Below are 13,755 nucleotides of genomic sequence, written 5' to 3'. Positions count from 1 at the left end.
GACGCTGCCCTTTCTGCGGATGCTCCTGGCGGTGATCTATTACGGCGATCTGCTGGTGGCCCTCAAGGCCCAGACGGAGCCCTACGAGACCCACCGGGGCGACGCCGCCGCCATGCAGGAGCGGTGGCTGGACACCATCTGCGGCTGGATCCGGTCGGACAAGGGCTACACCAGCCGGGAGGTGAAGGCGGCCATGCCGCGGATCGCGGCGGACTTCGCCGCCATCCCCGTCCGCCGGGTGCCCAAGGTGAAGGTGGGCGTGGTGGGGGAGATTTACGTGAAATACTCCCCCCTGGGCAACAACGATCTGGAGAAGTTCCTGGCCGGGCAGGACTGTGAGGTGAATCTGCCGGGGCTGATGGGCTTTGTCCAGTACTGCGCCTACAACCCCGCCGAGACCGCCCGGCTGTACGGCGGCAACTTTCTGGAAAAGCACCTCTCCGGCGTGGTGCTGCGGTTTATCGAGAGCATGGAGAGCGTCATGATCCGGGTCCTCCGGGACAACGGCTTCCACGCGCCGCTGCCCTTCCGGGAGCTGGTGAAGCTCACCGACGGCATCATCTCCACCGGCGACAAGATGGGGGAGGGCTGGCTGCTCACCGCCGAGATGATCGAGCTGGTGCGGGCGGGGTATGAGAACATCGTCTGCGCCCAGCCCTTCGGCTGCCTGCCCAACCACATCTGCGGCAAGGGCATGATCAACAAAATCCGGGAGTTGTATCCCCAGGCCAACATCACTCCCATCGACTATGACCCCAGCGCCACCCGTGTCAACCAGGAAAACCGCATCAAGCTGATGCTGGCGGTGGCCCGGGAGCGGCTGGAGAAGCGGGCGGTTCCCCCGGCGGCCCCGGCGGCGCCGGCCCCCATAGCGGCGGAGACGCCGGTCTTGCGGAAGAAGGAGGCGCTGGCGTGAGGGTCTGCGTCCTGATGGGCAGTCCCCGGCGCCAGGGCAACACCGCCGCTCTGCTGGAGCCCTTCTGCGAGGAGCTCCGCAAAGGCGGGGCGGAGGTGGAGACAGTCTGGCTCTACGAGCGGGACATCCAGCCCTGCGTGGCCTGCCGGTGCTGCCAGCGGGACTGGAAGGGCTTCGGCTGCTCCCGGAGGGACGACGGCCAGGCGCTGTTCGACCTGGTTCTGGGAAGCGATCTCATCGTGCTGGCCACGCCCATCTACGCCTGGTACTGCACGCCGCCCATGAAGGCCCTGCTGGACCGGCTGGTGTACGGCATGAACAAGTTCTACGGCCCGGAGCGGGGCCCCTCCCTGTGGGAGGGAAAGGCCCTGGCGCTGGTGATGAGCTGCGGCTACCCGCCGGAGCGGGGCTGCGACCTCTTCGAGGAGGGGATGCGGCGGTATTGCAGGCACTCCGGCCTGCGGTACCTGGGGGGCTGTGCCGAGCGGCACCGGAGCTACAGCGTCCCCTTCATGGACGGGGAGAAGGCGGACCGGGCGCGGGCATTTGCCCGGCGCCTGCTGGAAGAAGTGTGACAAGCGGCGGCCCTCTGGGCCGCCGCTTGCTTTTTGGGGAGGCTGCCGGGAAGTTTCTCCGGGGCAGAGGCTTGGAACAAAGGAGCCGCTTTCTGGGGGATGGATTCTTATAGGAATTTTTGGAAGACTACGAAAAACACGATTTTATCGACAAATCCTTCTTTTTGCACGGTTCCATTTTCGTATGGGCCCTAGCTTCTCCTATATTTTTTGGCCAATATAGAAGACGTATCCATAATACTGTTGATAGTTTGCGTACAACGCCACCTCATTGCGGTTCTCCTCGACAAACGCCTCTGCGGTTGCATTCCCGGCATATTTCTTTAAGAGCGATTGGAGTGCGGCTTCGCGCGGAATAAAATAGTTGTCCGTCCAGCATGTTTCCGGCAGTGTAAAGGAAGCCGTAAACTGATAGCCGCATTTTTGCAGCAGCCCGATATTGTGCTCAATGGCATCCAATCTGCTCCCGGCATCAGACCAGAACTTTTCAATGACGGCGGGATGCTCCTCTGTGAGCCATGAGGGACATGTCACGACAACATAGCCGTTTTTTTTGAGAAAGCCATGCCAATGCGCAAGGCCCCTTTCAAACCCAATGTTGTCGATCGCCCCCTCGGACCAGATCAGGTCCAACGACTCTTTTTCAAAAGGCAGATTGTCCATCGAGCCGACAGCGCCCTTTACCCGCTCCCCCAAATTCTGCTTTTGGGCATTTTCATTAAACACGTTAATAAAGTCGGGGAACAGGTCTAAGCCGATGATGGTACCGGCCAGGTGCTGGGCGATTACCATGGTTTGCCCGCCGCTTCCGCAGCCCAAATCCGCCGTACGCGAAATTCGATCCAGATCAAGGAAGCTCAACGCCTTGCGTGTCATCTCAGGGCTGCCGGGTCCCTGCCGTTCCAAGCCGACGTGCGTTTCAATCAGTAAATCCATTACGGATGGCTGTTTGCTTTCCATTTTATGGTTCCTCCTATTCATAACCGGGCTCTTGTTTATATGGAAGCTTCCCCTTAGTATGTGCCATAGGCACACACAACTCCCGATTTGTCGCTTTCGTTCTTTTATTCTACCACAATATCGAGCGTGTGGAAACGCATTTTTCCCGGCTGAGACTTCCCCTTCCGAATACGGAACGGGGGCGTAGCGTCTTAGATAACGGGCCTCCGGCGGCTTGCGCCCATGCGTTTCGCCGCCGCAATTTTTCCCGGAGGGGATTCCCGATGGCCTTCCGGCAAATTTGATTGACGAACCGCCGCCTTTCGGTGTACAATAATATGTATTTTTATGTAATCGGAGGAACGGATGATGTGGATCGCGGATCAGTGGCAGGACTATGAACTCCTGGACTGCGGCGGCGGAGAGAAGCTGGAGCGCTGGGACAAGCAGTTCCTGGTGCGGCCGGACCCCCAGGCCATCTGGGAGACGCCCCGCCAGAACCCCGCCTGGAAGCGGGTGGGCGCCCGGTACCTCCGGTCCCAGACCGGCGGCGGCCACTGGGAGAAAAAGGCCCTGCCGGAGAGCTGGAAGGTCCGGTACGGGGAGTTGACCTTCCAGGTCAAGCCCATGAACTTCAAACACACCGGCCTCTTTCCGGAGCAGGCGGTGAACTGGGACTTCGCCATGGAGAAGATCCGCTCCGCCGGACGGCCCATCCGGGTGCTGAACCTCTTCGCCTACACCGGCGCCGCCACGGTGGCCTGCGCCAAGGCGGGGGCCTCCGTGTGCCACGTGGACGCGGCCAAGGGCATGGTGGCCTGGGCCAGGGAGAACGCCAAGCTCTCCGGGCTGGAGGATGCCCCCATCCGCTGGATTGTGGACGACTGCGCCAAGTTTGTGGAGCGGGAGATTCGCCGGGGGAAGACCTACGACGCCATCATCATGGACCCGCCCAGCTACGGCCGGGGCCCCGGCGGCGAGGTGTGGAAGCTGGAGGAGAACCTGTACCCCTTCGTGAAGCTGTGCGCCGGGGTGCTGTCGGACAAGCCCCTGTTCGTCCTCATCAACTCCTACACCACGGGGCTGGCCCCGTCGGTGCTGGGGTACCTGCTGCATCTGCTGGTGGCGTCCAAGTACGGCGGCAAGTGCGCCTGGGACGAGCTGGGCCTGCCGGTGACGGAGACCGGGATGGCCCTGCCCTGCGGCGCCACGGGCCGCTGGTTCAGCGAATAGGGAGGCTTTGGCGTGAGACGGCTTGAAAAGGCCCCGGGGCCCGTTCTGGAGGACTGGTATCGCAGCCTGGCCCCCGCGGAGCTGTTTTTGCGCAGCCTCGCCACGGGGGAGACGCTCCGGGAGGTCTCCCTGGTGGCTGTGAAGGTCCGGAACGTGGAGCAGACGGGGCGGCGCCCGGACACGACGGGGGAGGAGACCCTCCTGCGCCGCACGGTGATGGAGCGCTGGCTGGCCGCTGGCGAGGCGGCCCGGGCATGGGAGAATGCGGAGGGGGCGGCGGTGTTTTCGCCCCTTCGGGGCGGACAGGTGGCCCACTATGACGGGGCGAAGTACCTGTTCCAGACCCTCTGGAAGCGGGTCTGCCCGGGGCTTCCCCTTGTGAAGCCCGTGGTCTGGATTTGTATGCCGGAGCGGACCACGCAGGTGGAGGAGCGCGCCATGGTGGAGGCGGGGACCCAGGCGGGGGCCAGGCAGGTCCTGCTGTGCCGGGAGCCCCTCTCCGGGCTGCCGGACGCCGCGCCGGAAATCAGAGAGCTGCGGCATGGGTATGTGCTGCATATGGAACCGCGGGACTGAACGCCCCACGGAAAAAGAGGGAACGTATGGCAACGATGATTGAGACAGAGGCCCTCCGCTTCGCCTATCCGGCGGAGGAGGGAGAGGAGCTGGTGTTCGCCCTCCGGGGCGTGGACCTCTCCATTGAAAAGGGCAGCTTTGTGGTGGTGCTGGGGCACAACGGCTCCGGCAAGTCCACCCTGGCCAAGACCTTCAACGCGGTGCTCCTGCCCGCCGGCGGCAAGGTGTACGTGGAGGGGATGGACACCCTGGATGAGGCGCTGCTGCTGGCCGTGCGCCAGCGGGTGGGCATGGTGTTCCAGAACCCCGACAACCAGATTGTGGCAAATGTGGTGGAGGAGGACGTGGCCTTTGCCCCGGAGAATTTGGGGGTGCCCACGGCGGAGATCCGCCGCCGGGTGGACGAGGCCCTCCGGGCCGTGGGCATGGATGCCTTCGTCACCCACGCGCCCCACCTGCTCTCCGGCGGGCAGAAGCAGCGCATCGCCATCGCCGGCGTCATCGCCATGGAGCCGGCGTGCATCGTGCTGGACGAGGCCACCGCCATGCTGGACCCCATCGGCCGGCAGGAGGTGCTGAGCACCATCCACCGGCTGAACCGGGAGAAGGGTATCACCGTGGTCCTCATCACCCACCACATGAACGAGGCGGAAGAGGCGGACCGGGTGGTGGTCATGGACGACGGCCTGGTGGCCATGGACGGGACGCCGGAGGAGGTGTTCGTCCGGGTGGAGGAGCTGCGGTCCATGGGGCTGACGGTGCCGGACACCGTGGATCTGCTGGACCGGCTGCGCAAGGACGGCGTGGACGTGCCGCTGGACGCCCTGCGGGTGGAGGACTGCGCCGACGCCGTGGCGGCGGCGCTGCGGAGAAACTGAGGGGAAGGAAGATACCGATTTTGGAACCAATCCTGGAGATCAAACACCTGACCCACACCTACGGCGTGGGCACGCCCTTCCAGCGCAGCGCGGTGGAGGACATGAGCTTTGACGTATACGAGGGGGAGTTTCTCGGCATCATCGGCCACACCGGCTCGGGAAAGTCCACGCTGATCCAGCATCTCAACGGACTGCTGCGGCCCAGCGGCGGCCAGGTGCTGCTGAAGGGGAGGGACATCTGGGCGGAGCCGAAGAAGATTCGGGACGTGCGCTTCCGGGTGGGGCTGGTGTTCCAGTACCCGGAGTACCAGCTTTTTGAGGAGACGGTGTACAAGGACATCGCCTTCGGCCCCGGCAACCAGGGGCGCACCGGGGCGGACCTGGACCGCTGCGTGCGGGAGGCCGCCCGCCTGGTGGGCATCCGGGACGACCAGCTGGACAAGTCCCCCTTCGAGCTCTCCGGCGGCCAGAAGCGCCGGGTGGCCCTGGCGGGGGTCCTGGCCATGGAGCCGGACGTGCTGGTGCTGGACGAGCCCACCGCCGGGCTGGACCCGGCGGGCCGGGAGAATCTGATGGCCAACATCCGGGACTATCACCGCAACAAGGGCAAGACCATTCTGTTGGTGAGCCACAGCATGGACGAGATCGCCCAGAACGTGGACCGCATTCTGGTGCTCAAGGGGGCCCGCATCCTCATGAGCGGCACCCCGGCGGAGGTGTTCGCCCGGGGCGGGGAACTGCTGGCCGCCGGGCTGGACGTGCCCCAGGTGACCCGCATCGCCATGGCCCTGCGGGACCGGGGCATGGACATCGACCCCGCCGTGTACACGGTGGAGGACCTGGAGCGGCAGCTTCTGGCCCTGAGGAGAGGCGGTGCGCCATGCTGAAGGACATCACCCTGGGCCAGTATTTCCCGGGAAATACGGTGGCCCACCGGCTGGACCCCCGGACCAAGATTTTGATGGTGGTCCTGTATATTGTGGCGCTGTTCTGCGCCAAGGGCGTGGTGACCTACGCCATTCTGGGCGTGTGCCTGGCGCTGTGCGTCCACATCTCCAAGGTGGGGGTGCGGCAATTGGTGCGGGGGCTGAAGCCGGTGCTGTTCATCATGATCTTCACCGGTATTTTGAACCTCTTCTTCACCCCCGGCACCCGGTATCTGGTGGAGTGGGGCTTTCTCCGCATCTCCGACACCGGGCTGCGCAACGCCGTCTTTATGGTGGTGCGGATCATGATGCTCATCATGGGCACCTTCCTCATGACCTACACCACCAGCCCCATCAGCCTCACCGACGGGCTGGAGCGGCTGCTGAACTGGATGAAGCGCTTCCGGGTGCCGGTCCACGAGCTGGCCATGATGATGTCCATCGCCCTGCGGTTCATCCCCACCCTCATCGAGGAGACGGACAAGATCATGTCCGCCCAGAAGGCCCGGGGCGCGGACTTTGAGAGCGGAAACCTGATGCAGAAGGCTCGGGCCCTGATCCCCATTCTGGTGCCGCTGTTCATCAGCGCCTTCCGCCGGGCGGACGAGCTGGCCACGGCCATGGAGTGCCGCTGCTACCACGGCGGCGAGGGCCGGACCAAGCTCCATGTGCTGCACTACGCGGGCCGGGACGTGGCCGCCCTGGCCCTCAGCGCCGCCGTGGCGGCGGGCGTCATCGCCATGAGCCGGTTTGGACTGTAAGGTGAAAAAAGGAGGGAGCGCGGTGAAAAGGAACTGGATGGCATGGGCGTCCCTGGCGCTGTGCGGCGTGCTTGCCGCGGCGCTGGCGCTGCAAAACGCGGCCATCGGCGGTTTGCGCGCCGAACTGGCGGACAGCCGGCAGGAGACCGGGGAGCTGACGCGCCGCCTGCATGCGGCGGAGACCGGGCTGGAAGAGCTGCGCGCCGCCGCGGACCGGCCTGCCGTCCGGTTTGCCAATCCGGTGCTCCATCCTGAAAACCGGACGCTGACGGTGGATATCCGTGCGGAACTGCCGGAACGATATGGCAGCGACCCCGCCCTCGGCTTTTGCGAGGTGGGGGAGCCCTACCGTATGGCGTGGCAGGTGGGCTTTTTCCATCGGGAGGATGAGGGGTACGTCCAGACCGTGACGTTCCCCCTCCATCTGGAAAAGGGAATCGAGCTGCGCATGGAGGACGACACCGTGCTGTTCAGCGGGGACCCGGTGGTGTCGATGCTGCCGCTGCAAGTGGCCTCCGGTGGCACCTCCTGGCACTACAATAGTCGGGAGCAGATGTTTTATCAGTGCGATTGGAGCGTGGATTTGACGGACCCGGCGGGGCAGGAGGTCCAGGCCGTGGACGGCGCCTTCCGGGTCTACCGGAACGGGGCGCTGGTCTTTCAAGGCCGGGAGATTCCGGACAGCCTCCAGGTGGAGGCGGCGGGGGAGCGCATGGACAGCCTGGGGCTGCCCTGTTCCCCCGGCGACCGGATGCGGCTGAGCTATGCCTGTAAGGACGCCTTCGGCCTGCGGTATGAATTCCCGCTTTTTGAGCTGGCCGCCAAACAGTGGGACAGCATGGAGCGCTGCCCGCTTTCCGGCCGGCCCACGGTGACGTGGCCGGATTGAGTATGATTCTTGGAAGAACTTTGCTGGAAAGGGAAGAGACTTTACCGACTGGGAGGGAGTGCTGATGAAAAAGAACTGGATACCGGCCCTCTCCCTGGCGCTGAACGCCGTGCTGCTGGCGCTGGTGATCGGCCAGGGCGTGGGGCTGCGGGCGTTTCAAAGCCAGGTGGATAGCCGCATCTTCTTTCTGGAAGACAGCCTGCGCAGCGAGATCGGCCATATCTCCGGCCAGGTGGCCCGGACCCTGGAGGAGGGTGTCCGCCTGGCGGCGGACCACCGGCTGGAGATTGCCGGGGTGGACCGGGAGCGCCGGGCCCTGACGATGGAGGCCGCGGTGACGCTGCGGGAGTGGCAGGCGGACACCCAGGCGGTGCTGCTGGCGGACCTGGCGGGAGAGACGGTGAAGACGCCGCTGGCCCGGGGGGAGAACGGCGTGTTCTCCGGGCAGGTGAAGCTGCCGCTGGACCTGCGGGGAGAGGTTGCGCTGTCCCTTGCCGTCACCACCGGCGGCACCACCGCCCGGGAGAGCCTGGACAGCTGGAGGGACCTCTCCGCGCTGCTGCCGCTACAGCGGAGCGGCTGGAGCGGCGCCGCCTGGCACTATCGGGACGGCCTCCTGACGCTGGACGAGGGCGGCCATATCTCCTTTTACGACCGGGAGGGCGCCTCCGTCCCGGTGGAAAACCCGGTGTACCGGCTGTACCGAAACGGCGTGCTCCTGGAGGAGCGGCCCGGGGTGCAGACAGAGGCCAGCCGGCTGGACGGCTTTTGCGACTATGCCTCCGGCGCCTGGCCGGAGGGGATCTCCTGCGGGCCGGGGGACCAAGTGACGCTGACCTTCTCCTGCACCGACGCCTACGGCCTCACCTATGAATACATCCAGGCCCGCTGGACCGTCGGGGCGGACGGCCAACTGGAGGAGGACCGGCAGGCGTCCGACGAATTTCCCACTCTGACCTGCGAGTAAAGGAGCCGCCATGCGCAACATCGCCTTGAAACTCATGTACAACGGCACCGCCTACCACGGCTGGCAGGTGCAGAAGAACGCCGTCTCCGTCTGCGGGACGCTGCAAACCGCCCTGGAGAAGATCACCGGGGCGCCGGTGCACCTCACCGGCTGCGGCCGGACCGACGCCGGGGTGCACGCGGAGCGGTACATCGCCAATTTCCGCACAGAGAGCCGCATCCCCGTGGAGCGGCTGCCCTTCGCCGTCAACACCCACACGCCGGAGGACATCGCCGTGGCGGAGGCATTCGAGGTGGAGGAGTCGTTCAACGCCATCGGCTCCTGCATCCAAAAGGAGTACACCTACCGCATCTATAACTCCCGGTTCAAGAATCCGTTTTATGTCAACCGGGCCTATTTCTATCCCAAGCATCTGGACGAGGCGTTTTTGAACCGGGCGGCCCACATGTTTGTGGGGACCCACGATTTCGCGGCGGTCCGCTCCGTGGGGACGGAGACCCGTTCCACCGTCCGCACCATCCACTGGTGCGACGTGACGCGCCGGGGGGAGCTGCTGGAATTGAAGGTCTGCGCCAACGGGTTTTTGTATAACATGGTACGGGCCATCACCGGCACCGTCCTCTACGCGGCGGAGGGAAAATTCGCCCCGGAGGACATTCCCGCCATCCTGGAGCGGGGGGACCGCACCGCCGCCGGGCCCACGGTGCCCCCCGGCGGACTGTACCTGACGAGACTTTGGTATGAGGATGAGCGATTAAATGGCTGACACAAAGGACATCTGGAACGACAACGACGGGGAGGAAGCGGCGCCCCGGCGCCATCCTCTCCGAAAATTTCTCGCGTTCTTCTGCACGCTGGCGGTGGTGCTGGCGGTGGTGGTGCTGGCCGCCTACCGGGACGGCACCGGCTTTGACGTGCTGCGGCGGTATTTCAACTACGGCGGCGCGGAGAAGGCCGGCGGCGACACGGTGTACGACTACGACGCCTCCCCCAGCAACCGCTTTGCCCTGCTGGGGGACCACCTGGTGGTGTTGTCCTCCACGGCGCTGCGCGTCCTGGACCAAAACGGCGGCGAGGTGTGGTCCACCCCGGTGAAGATGGAGGCTCCCGCCCTGGCCGTGGGCGGCGGGCGGGCCGCCGCCTACGACGTGGGGGGCACCCAGCTCTATGTGGTGGACGAGGACGGCCTGCTGCTGGAGCTGCCCGCCCAGGAGGCGGAGCCCTATATCGCCGCCAGCCTCAATGCGAAGGGCTATCTGGCGGTGACGGCGGAGAAGAAGAACTACAAGGGCTGCGTCACCGTCTACGACAAGGATCTGGAGGAGCTTTTCCAGTTCAAATCCTCCCGCCGCTTTGTGACAGACGCCTATGTGACGGACGACGGGGACACCCTGGCGGCGGTGACGCTGGGCCAGGAGAACAGTGTGTTCATCAGCAACGTGGTGCTCTACGACCTGACGGCCACGGGCCCCGCCTCCGCCTACGACGCCTCCGGCGGACTGGCGGTGGACCCCGCGGCGGATTACAGCATCTCCGACGGCCTGGTGGCCGCCATCGGCCAGCAGGGCGACCTGCTGGCCACGGTGTCGGACACCTGCCTGACCTACGCCACGCAGAAGGGGAAGGTGGAGGCCGCCTATTCCTACGGCGGCTCCTATCTGCGGGAGTTTGACCTGCGCGGGGAGGACTTCTCCGTGCTGCTGCTCAACCGCTACCAGACCGGCAGCGTGGGACGGCTCGTGACAGTGGGCCCCGACGGGACGGAGCTGGGCAGCCTGGATGTGAACCAGGAGGTGCTGGGTCTGTCCGCCGCCGGGCGGTATCTGGCGGTTTTGTACATGGACAGTCTGGTGATCTACAACCGGGAGCTGCAGGTGTACGCCTCCCTGCGGGGGACGGACTACGCCAAATCGGTGCTGATGCGGCCCGACGGCTCGGCGCTGCTGCTCTCCTCGGAGTCCGCGGGACTGTTTTTGCCTTAAAAGGCAGAACTTTCAGCGCGTGTTCACAAAACATTTACATGGCGAAAGGTAGGCAAACATGACAACACCTGCTATAATAGACGCGATCATTGTGGTCGTTTTGGTGGGTTTCACCGCCTTCGGCGCCCGCCGGGGCCTGTTCCGCGCCCTGGCGGGACTGGTGGCCGTGGTGGTGGCGCTGGTGGGCGCCGGCATCATCGCCGCCTCCTTCTCCGGGCCGGTGGCAAAGCTGGTGGCCCCCGCCATCGAGCGGCAGATCGCCGGAAAGGTGGACCAGGCCATGGCCGTCCAGTCGGACCGGGTGCAGATGCCGGAGGCGGACGTGGAGGGCGACTTCGGCGTGGAGGACCTGCTGGATTTGCTGGGCATTGACCAGGCGGCGCGGGACTCCATGGTGCAGCGGGCGGAGGAGACGGTGCGGGACACCGGCGCGTCCATCGCCGCGGCGGTGGTGGAGAGCGTGGCCCGCTCCGTGATCTACGGGGCGCTGTACATCCTGTCCTTCCTGGCGCTGACGGTGCTGCTCCGTGTGCTCATCAAGGCCATGGACCTGGTGCTGAAGCTGCCGGGGCTCCACGGACTCAACGCCCTGGGGGGCGGCGCCATCGGCCTGGCCGAGGGCGTGCTGCTGCTGTTTTTGGCGGTTTGGGTGCTGCGGCAATTGGGGGTCTCCTTTGAGACGGAGACGTTCGCCCAGGCCCATATTCTGCGTATGTTCACGACCAATACGCCATTGAGCGTGCTGGCGTTTTTGCAATGACGGACGGGTTGAGCCGTCAACTTTCTGGAGGTATACGATGCAGCCTACACTTTGTTCGAGATGTAAGAAAAATGTGGCCGTGGTGTTCATTTCCAAAATGGACGGCGATAAGACGGTCAACGAGGGTCTGTGCTTAAAATGTGCCAAGGACCTGGGCCTGCCCCAGGTGGACGATATGATGAAGCGCATGGGGATTTCCGACGAGGACCTGGAGACCCTGAACACCGAGATGCTCCAGGCCTTCAACGGCGTGGAGAACATTGAGGACCTGCCCGGCGGGGAGGAGAGCGGGGAGGAGGAAGAGGACGGCAAGACCGCCACCTTCCCCTTCCTGAACCGGCTCTTCTCCGGCGGCGACGCCCCCAAGGCGGAGGGCGAGGAGAGCGGCAGCCGGGAGCGGCGCAAGGAGGACCGGAAGGAGAAGGCCCCCAAGCGCAAGTACCTGGAGAGCTACTGCATCTCCCTGACCCAGCGGGCCAAGGACGGCAAGCTGGACCCGGTGATCGGCCGGACCCAGGAGATTGAGCGGGTGGTGCAGATTCTCAACCGCCGCCAGAAGAACAACCCCTGCCTCATCGGCGAGCCCGGCGTGGGCAAGACCGCCATCGCCGAGGGCCTGGCCCAGCGGATTGTGCAGGGCGACGTGCCCTTTAAGCTGCGGGAGAAGGAGGTCTACCTCCTGGACCTGACGGCCCTGGTGGCCGGCACCCAGTTCCGGGGCCAGTTTGAGAGCCGCATGAAGGGCCTGATCGACGAGGTGAAGAAGCTGGGCAACATTGTCCTCATGATCGACGAGGTCCACAACATCGTGGGCGCCGGCGACGCCGAGGGCAGCATGAACGCCGCCAACATCCTCAAGCCCTCCCTCTCCCGGGGGGAGATTCAGGTCATCGGCGCCACCACCTTCAACGAGTACCGCAAGTCCATCGAAAAGGACACCGCCCTGGAGCGGCGCTTCCAGCCGGTGACGGTAAACGAGCCCTCCCTGGAGGACGCCATCCAGATTCTGAAGGGCTTGGCACCCAAGTACGAGGCGTTCCACGGGGTGAAGATCTCCGAGGGCATCCTCCGCCAGGCGGTGCTGCTCAGCGAGCGCTACATCACCGACCGCTTCCTGCCGGATAAGGCCATCGACCTCATCGACGAGGCCTGCTCCGACCTGAACCTGAAGGACCCGGACATCTCCCGGCGGATGCAGATCCAGCGGGAGCTGGAGGACTACGAAAAAGAGCGGGTCATGCTGGAGGAGCAGGAGGAGAAGGAAGAGGGGGACTACGCCCGCATGGCGGAGCTGAAGAGCAAGGAGCTCCAGCTCCGGACGGAGCAGGAGGCCCTGCTGGCCAAGGGCGACCCCCGGCTCTCCATGGAGAACCTGGCCCACGTCATCGAGCTGTGGACCAAGATTCCCGCCTCCCGCATCCGGGAGCAGGAGTTCCAGCGGCTGAGCCAGCTGGAGAGCCGCCTGAAGGAGCACATCATCGGCCAGGACGAGGCCATTGCCGCCGTGTCCGCCGCCGTGCGGCGCAACCGGGTGGGCATCTCCCCCAAGCACAAGCCCGTCAGCTTCATCTTTGTGGGCTCCACCGGCGTGGGCAAGACGGAGCTGGTGAAGCAGCTGGCAAACGACCTCTTCAACACCCCGGACGCCCTGATCCGGCTGGACATGTCCGAATTTATGGAGAAGCACTCGGTCTCCCGCATCGTGGGGTCCCCCCCCGGCTATGTGGGCTACGACGAGGCGGGCCAGCTGACGGAGAAAATCCGCCGCAAGCCCTACGCCGTGGTGCTGTTCGACGAGATTGAAAAGGCCCATCCCGACGTGCTGAACGTGCTGCTGCAAATCCTGGACGACGGCGAGATCACCGACGCCCACGGCCGGAGGGTGAATTTCGAGAACACCATCATCGTCATGACCTCCAACGCCGGCAGCGCAACCAAGGAGGGCACCGTGGGCTTTGACCGCACCACCAGCCAGCAGGACGGCGACCGGGCCATGAAGGCCCTACAGCAGTTCCTGCGGCCGGAGTTCATCAACCGGGTGGATGCGGTGATCACCTTCAACCGCCTGTCGGAGGAGAACTTCCAGCGCATCGCCCGCATCATGCTGGGCGAGCTGGTGGACTCCCTGCGGGACAAGGGCATCACCTTCACCTACGGCGAGGAGCTGGTGGCCTTCCTCACACACAAGTCCTACTCCCGGACCTACGGCGCCCGGAACCTGCGGCGCACCATCCAGCGGGAGGTGGAGGACCCCATGGCCACCCGCATCATCGACAGCTATGAGCACCCCGTCAGCCAGGTGAAAGCCGCCGTGGAGAACGAGGCCGTGAAGCTCTACACCCTGTGAGGGAAG

General features: G+C 64.9%; 14 protein-coding genes. 13 read left to right on the top strand and 1 reads right to left on the bottom strand.

Going from position 1 to position 13,755, the window contains the following annotated elements; genetic code table 11:
• Window positions 1–916 (top strand): 2-hydroxyglutaryl-CoA dehydratase (locus QZS21_RS08125; protein WP_295582189.1); only part of this gene is annotated, 916 nt, incomplete at its 5' end.
• Window positions 913–1,491 carry a flavodoxin family protein gene (locus QZS21_RS08120; protein ID WP_295582186.1) on the top strand — a complete coding sequence of 193 codons (579 nt, stop codon included), beginning with the start codon at window positions 913–915 and terminating at the stop codon, window positions 1,489–1,491. The genes QZS21_RS08125 and QZS21_RS08120, both read left to right, overlap by 4 nt.
• Before the next feature lie 201 nt (window positions 1,492–1,692).
• Here the strand turns inward: QZS21_RS08120 and QZS21_RS08115 are convergent, their stop codons facing one another.
• A complete protein-coding gene (locus QZS21_RS08115; protein ID WP_295582184.1) occupies window positions 1,693–2,451 on the bottom strand; it encodes a class I SAM-dependent methyltransferase in 759 nt (252 codons plus the stop codon).
• Between the two features lie 348 nt (window positions 2,452–2,799).
• On the opposite strand from QZS21_RS08115, the gene QZS21_RS08110 reads away from it, so the two are divergent.
• The 11 genes from QZS21_RS08110 (at window position 2,800) to QZS21_RS08060 (ending at window position 13,749) form a co-directional block, all read left to right on the top strand.
• On the top strand, window positions 2,800–3,663 hold the full coding sequence (locus tag QZS21_RS08110) for a class I SAM-dependent methyltransferase (RefSeq protein WP_295582191.1): 864 nt from the start codon (window positions 2,800–2,802) through the stop codon (window positions 3,661–3,663).
• A 12-nt stretch (window positions 3,664–3,675) separates the two neighbouring features.
• Window positions 3,676–4,239, top strand: a complete 564-nt coding sequence (locus QZS21_RS08105) for a rod shape-determining protein (RefSeq protein ID WP_295582181.1) — start codon at window positions 3,676–3,678, stop codon at window positions 4,237–4,239.
• 26 nt (window positions 4,240–4,265) lie between these two features.
• A complete protein-coding gene (locus QZS21_RS08100) occupies window positions 4,266–5,117 on the top strand; it encodes an energy-coupling factor transporter ATPase (protein WP_295582179.1) in 852 nt (283 codons plus the stop codon).
• A 20-nt stretch (window positions 5,118–5,137) separates the two neighbouring features.
• Window positions 5,138–6,004 carry an energy-coupling factor transporter ATPase gene (locus QZS21_RS08095; RefSeq protein ID WP_295582177.1) on the top strand — a complete coding sequence of 289 codons (867 nt, stop codon included), beginning with the start codon at window positions 5,138–5,140 and terminating at the stop codon, window positions 6,002–6,004.
• Window positions 5,998–6,804, top strand: coding sequence for an energy-coupling factor transporter transmembrane protein EcfT (locus tag QZS21_RS08090; RefSeq protein ID WP_295582175.1), 807 nt, complete (start codon window positions 5,998–6,000; stop codon window positions 6,802–6,804). The genes QZS21_RS08095 and QZS21_RS08090 overlap by 7 nt, the downstream gene beginning before the upstream one ends.
• A 22-nt stretch (window positions 6,805–6,826) precedes the next feature.
• On the top strand, window positions 6,827–7,693 hold the full coding sequence (locus tag QZS21_RS08085) for a hypothetical protein (protein ID WP_295582173.1): 867 nt from the start codon (window positions 6,827–6,829) through the stop codon (window positions 7,691–7,693).
• 64 nt (window positions 7,694–7,757) lie between these two features.
• The gene (locus tag QZS21_RS08080) at window positions 7,758–8,660 is read left to right on the top strand and encodes a hypothetical protein (RefSeq protein ID WP_295582170.1); all 903 of its coding nucleotides are present in this window, start codon (window positions 7,758–7,760) and stop codon (window positions 8,658–8,660) included.
• A gap of 10 nt (window positions 8,661–8,670) precedes the next feature.
• The gene (gene truA / locus QZS21_RS08075) at window positions 8,671–9,426 is read left to right on the top strand and encodes a tRNA pseudouridine(38-40) synthase TruA (protein ID WP_295582169.1); all 756 of its coding nucleotides are present in this window, start codon (window positions 8,671–8,673) and stop codon (window positions 9,424–9,426) included.
• The gene (locus QZS21_RS08070) at window positions 9,419–10,642 is read left to right on the top strand and encodes a DUF5711 family protein (protein WP_295582168.1); all 1,224 of its coding nucleotides are present in this window, start codon (window positions 9,419–9,421) and stop codon (window positions 10,640–10,642) included. Before truA ends, QZS21_RS08070 begins: the two co-directional genes overlap by 8 nt.
• Before the next feature lie 58 nt (window positions 10,643–10,700).
• Window positions 10,701–11,402: a CvpA family protein gene (locus QZS21_RS08065; protein WP_295582166.1), complete on the top strand. Its 702-nt coding sequence runs from the start codon at window positions 10,701–10,703 to the stop codon at window positions 11,400–11,402.
• Between the two features lie 37 nt (window positions 11,403–11,439).
• The gene (locus QZS21_RS08060; RefSeq protein ID WP_295582164.1) at window positions 11,440–13,749 is read left to right on the top strand and encodes an ATP-dependent Clp protease ATP-binding subunit; all 2,310 of its coding nucleotides are present in this window, start codon (window positions 11,440–11,442) and stop codon (window positions 13,747–13,749) included.
• The last annotated feature ends 6 nt before the right edge of the window (window positions 13,750–13,755 follow it).

It is taken from the genome of uncultured Oscillibacter sp. (assembly GCF_900544955.1).
Classification (GTDB): Bacteria; Bacillota; Clostridia; order Oscillospirales; family Oscillospiraceae; genus Oscillibacter.
The sequence above is the reverse complement of the archived record's forward strand: the minus strand, read 5'-3'. Positions and strand labels throughout refer to the sequence as shown.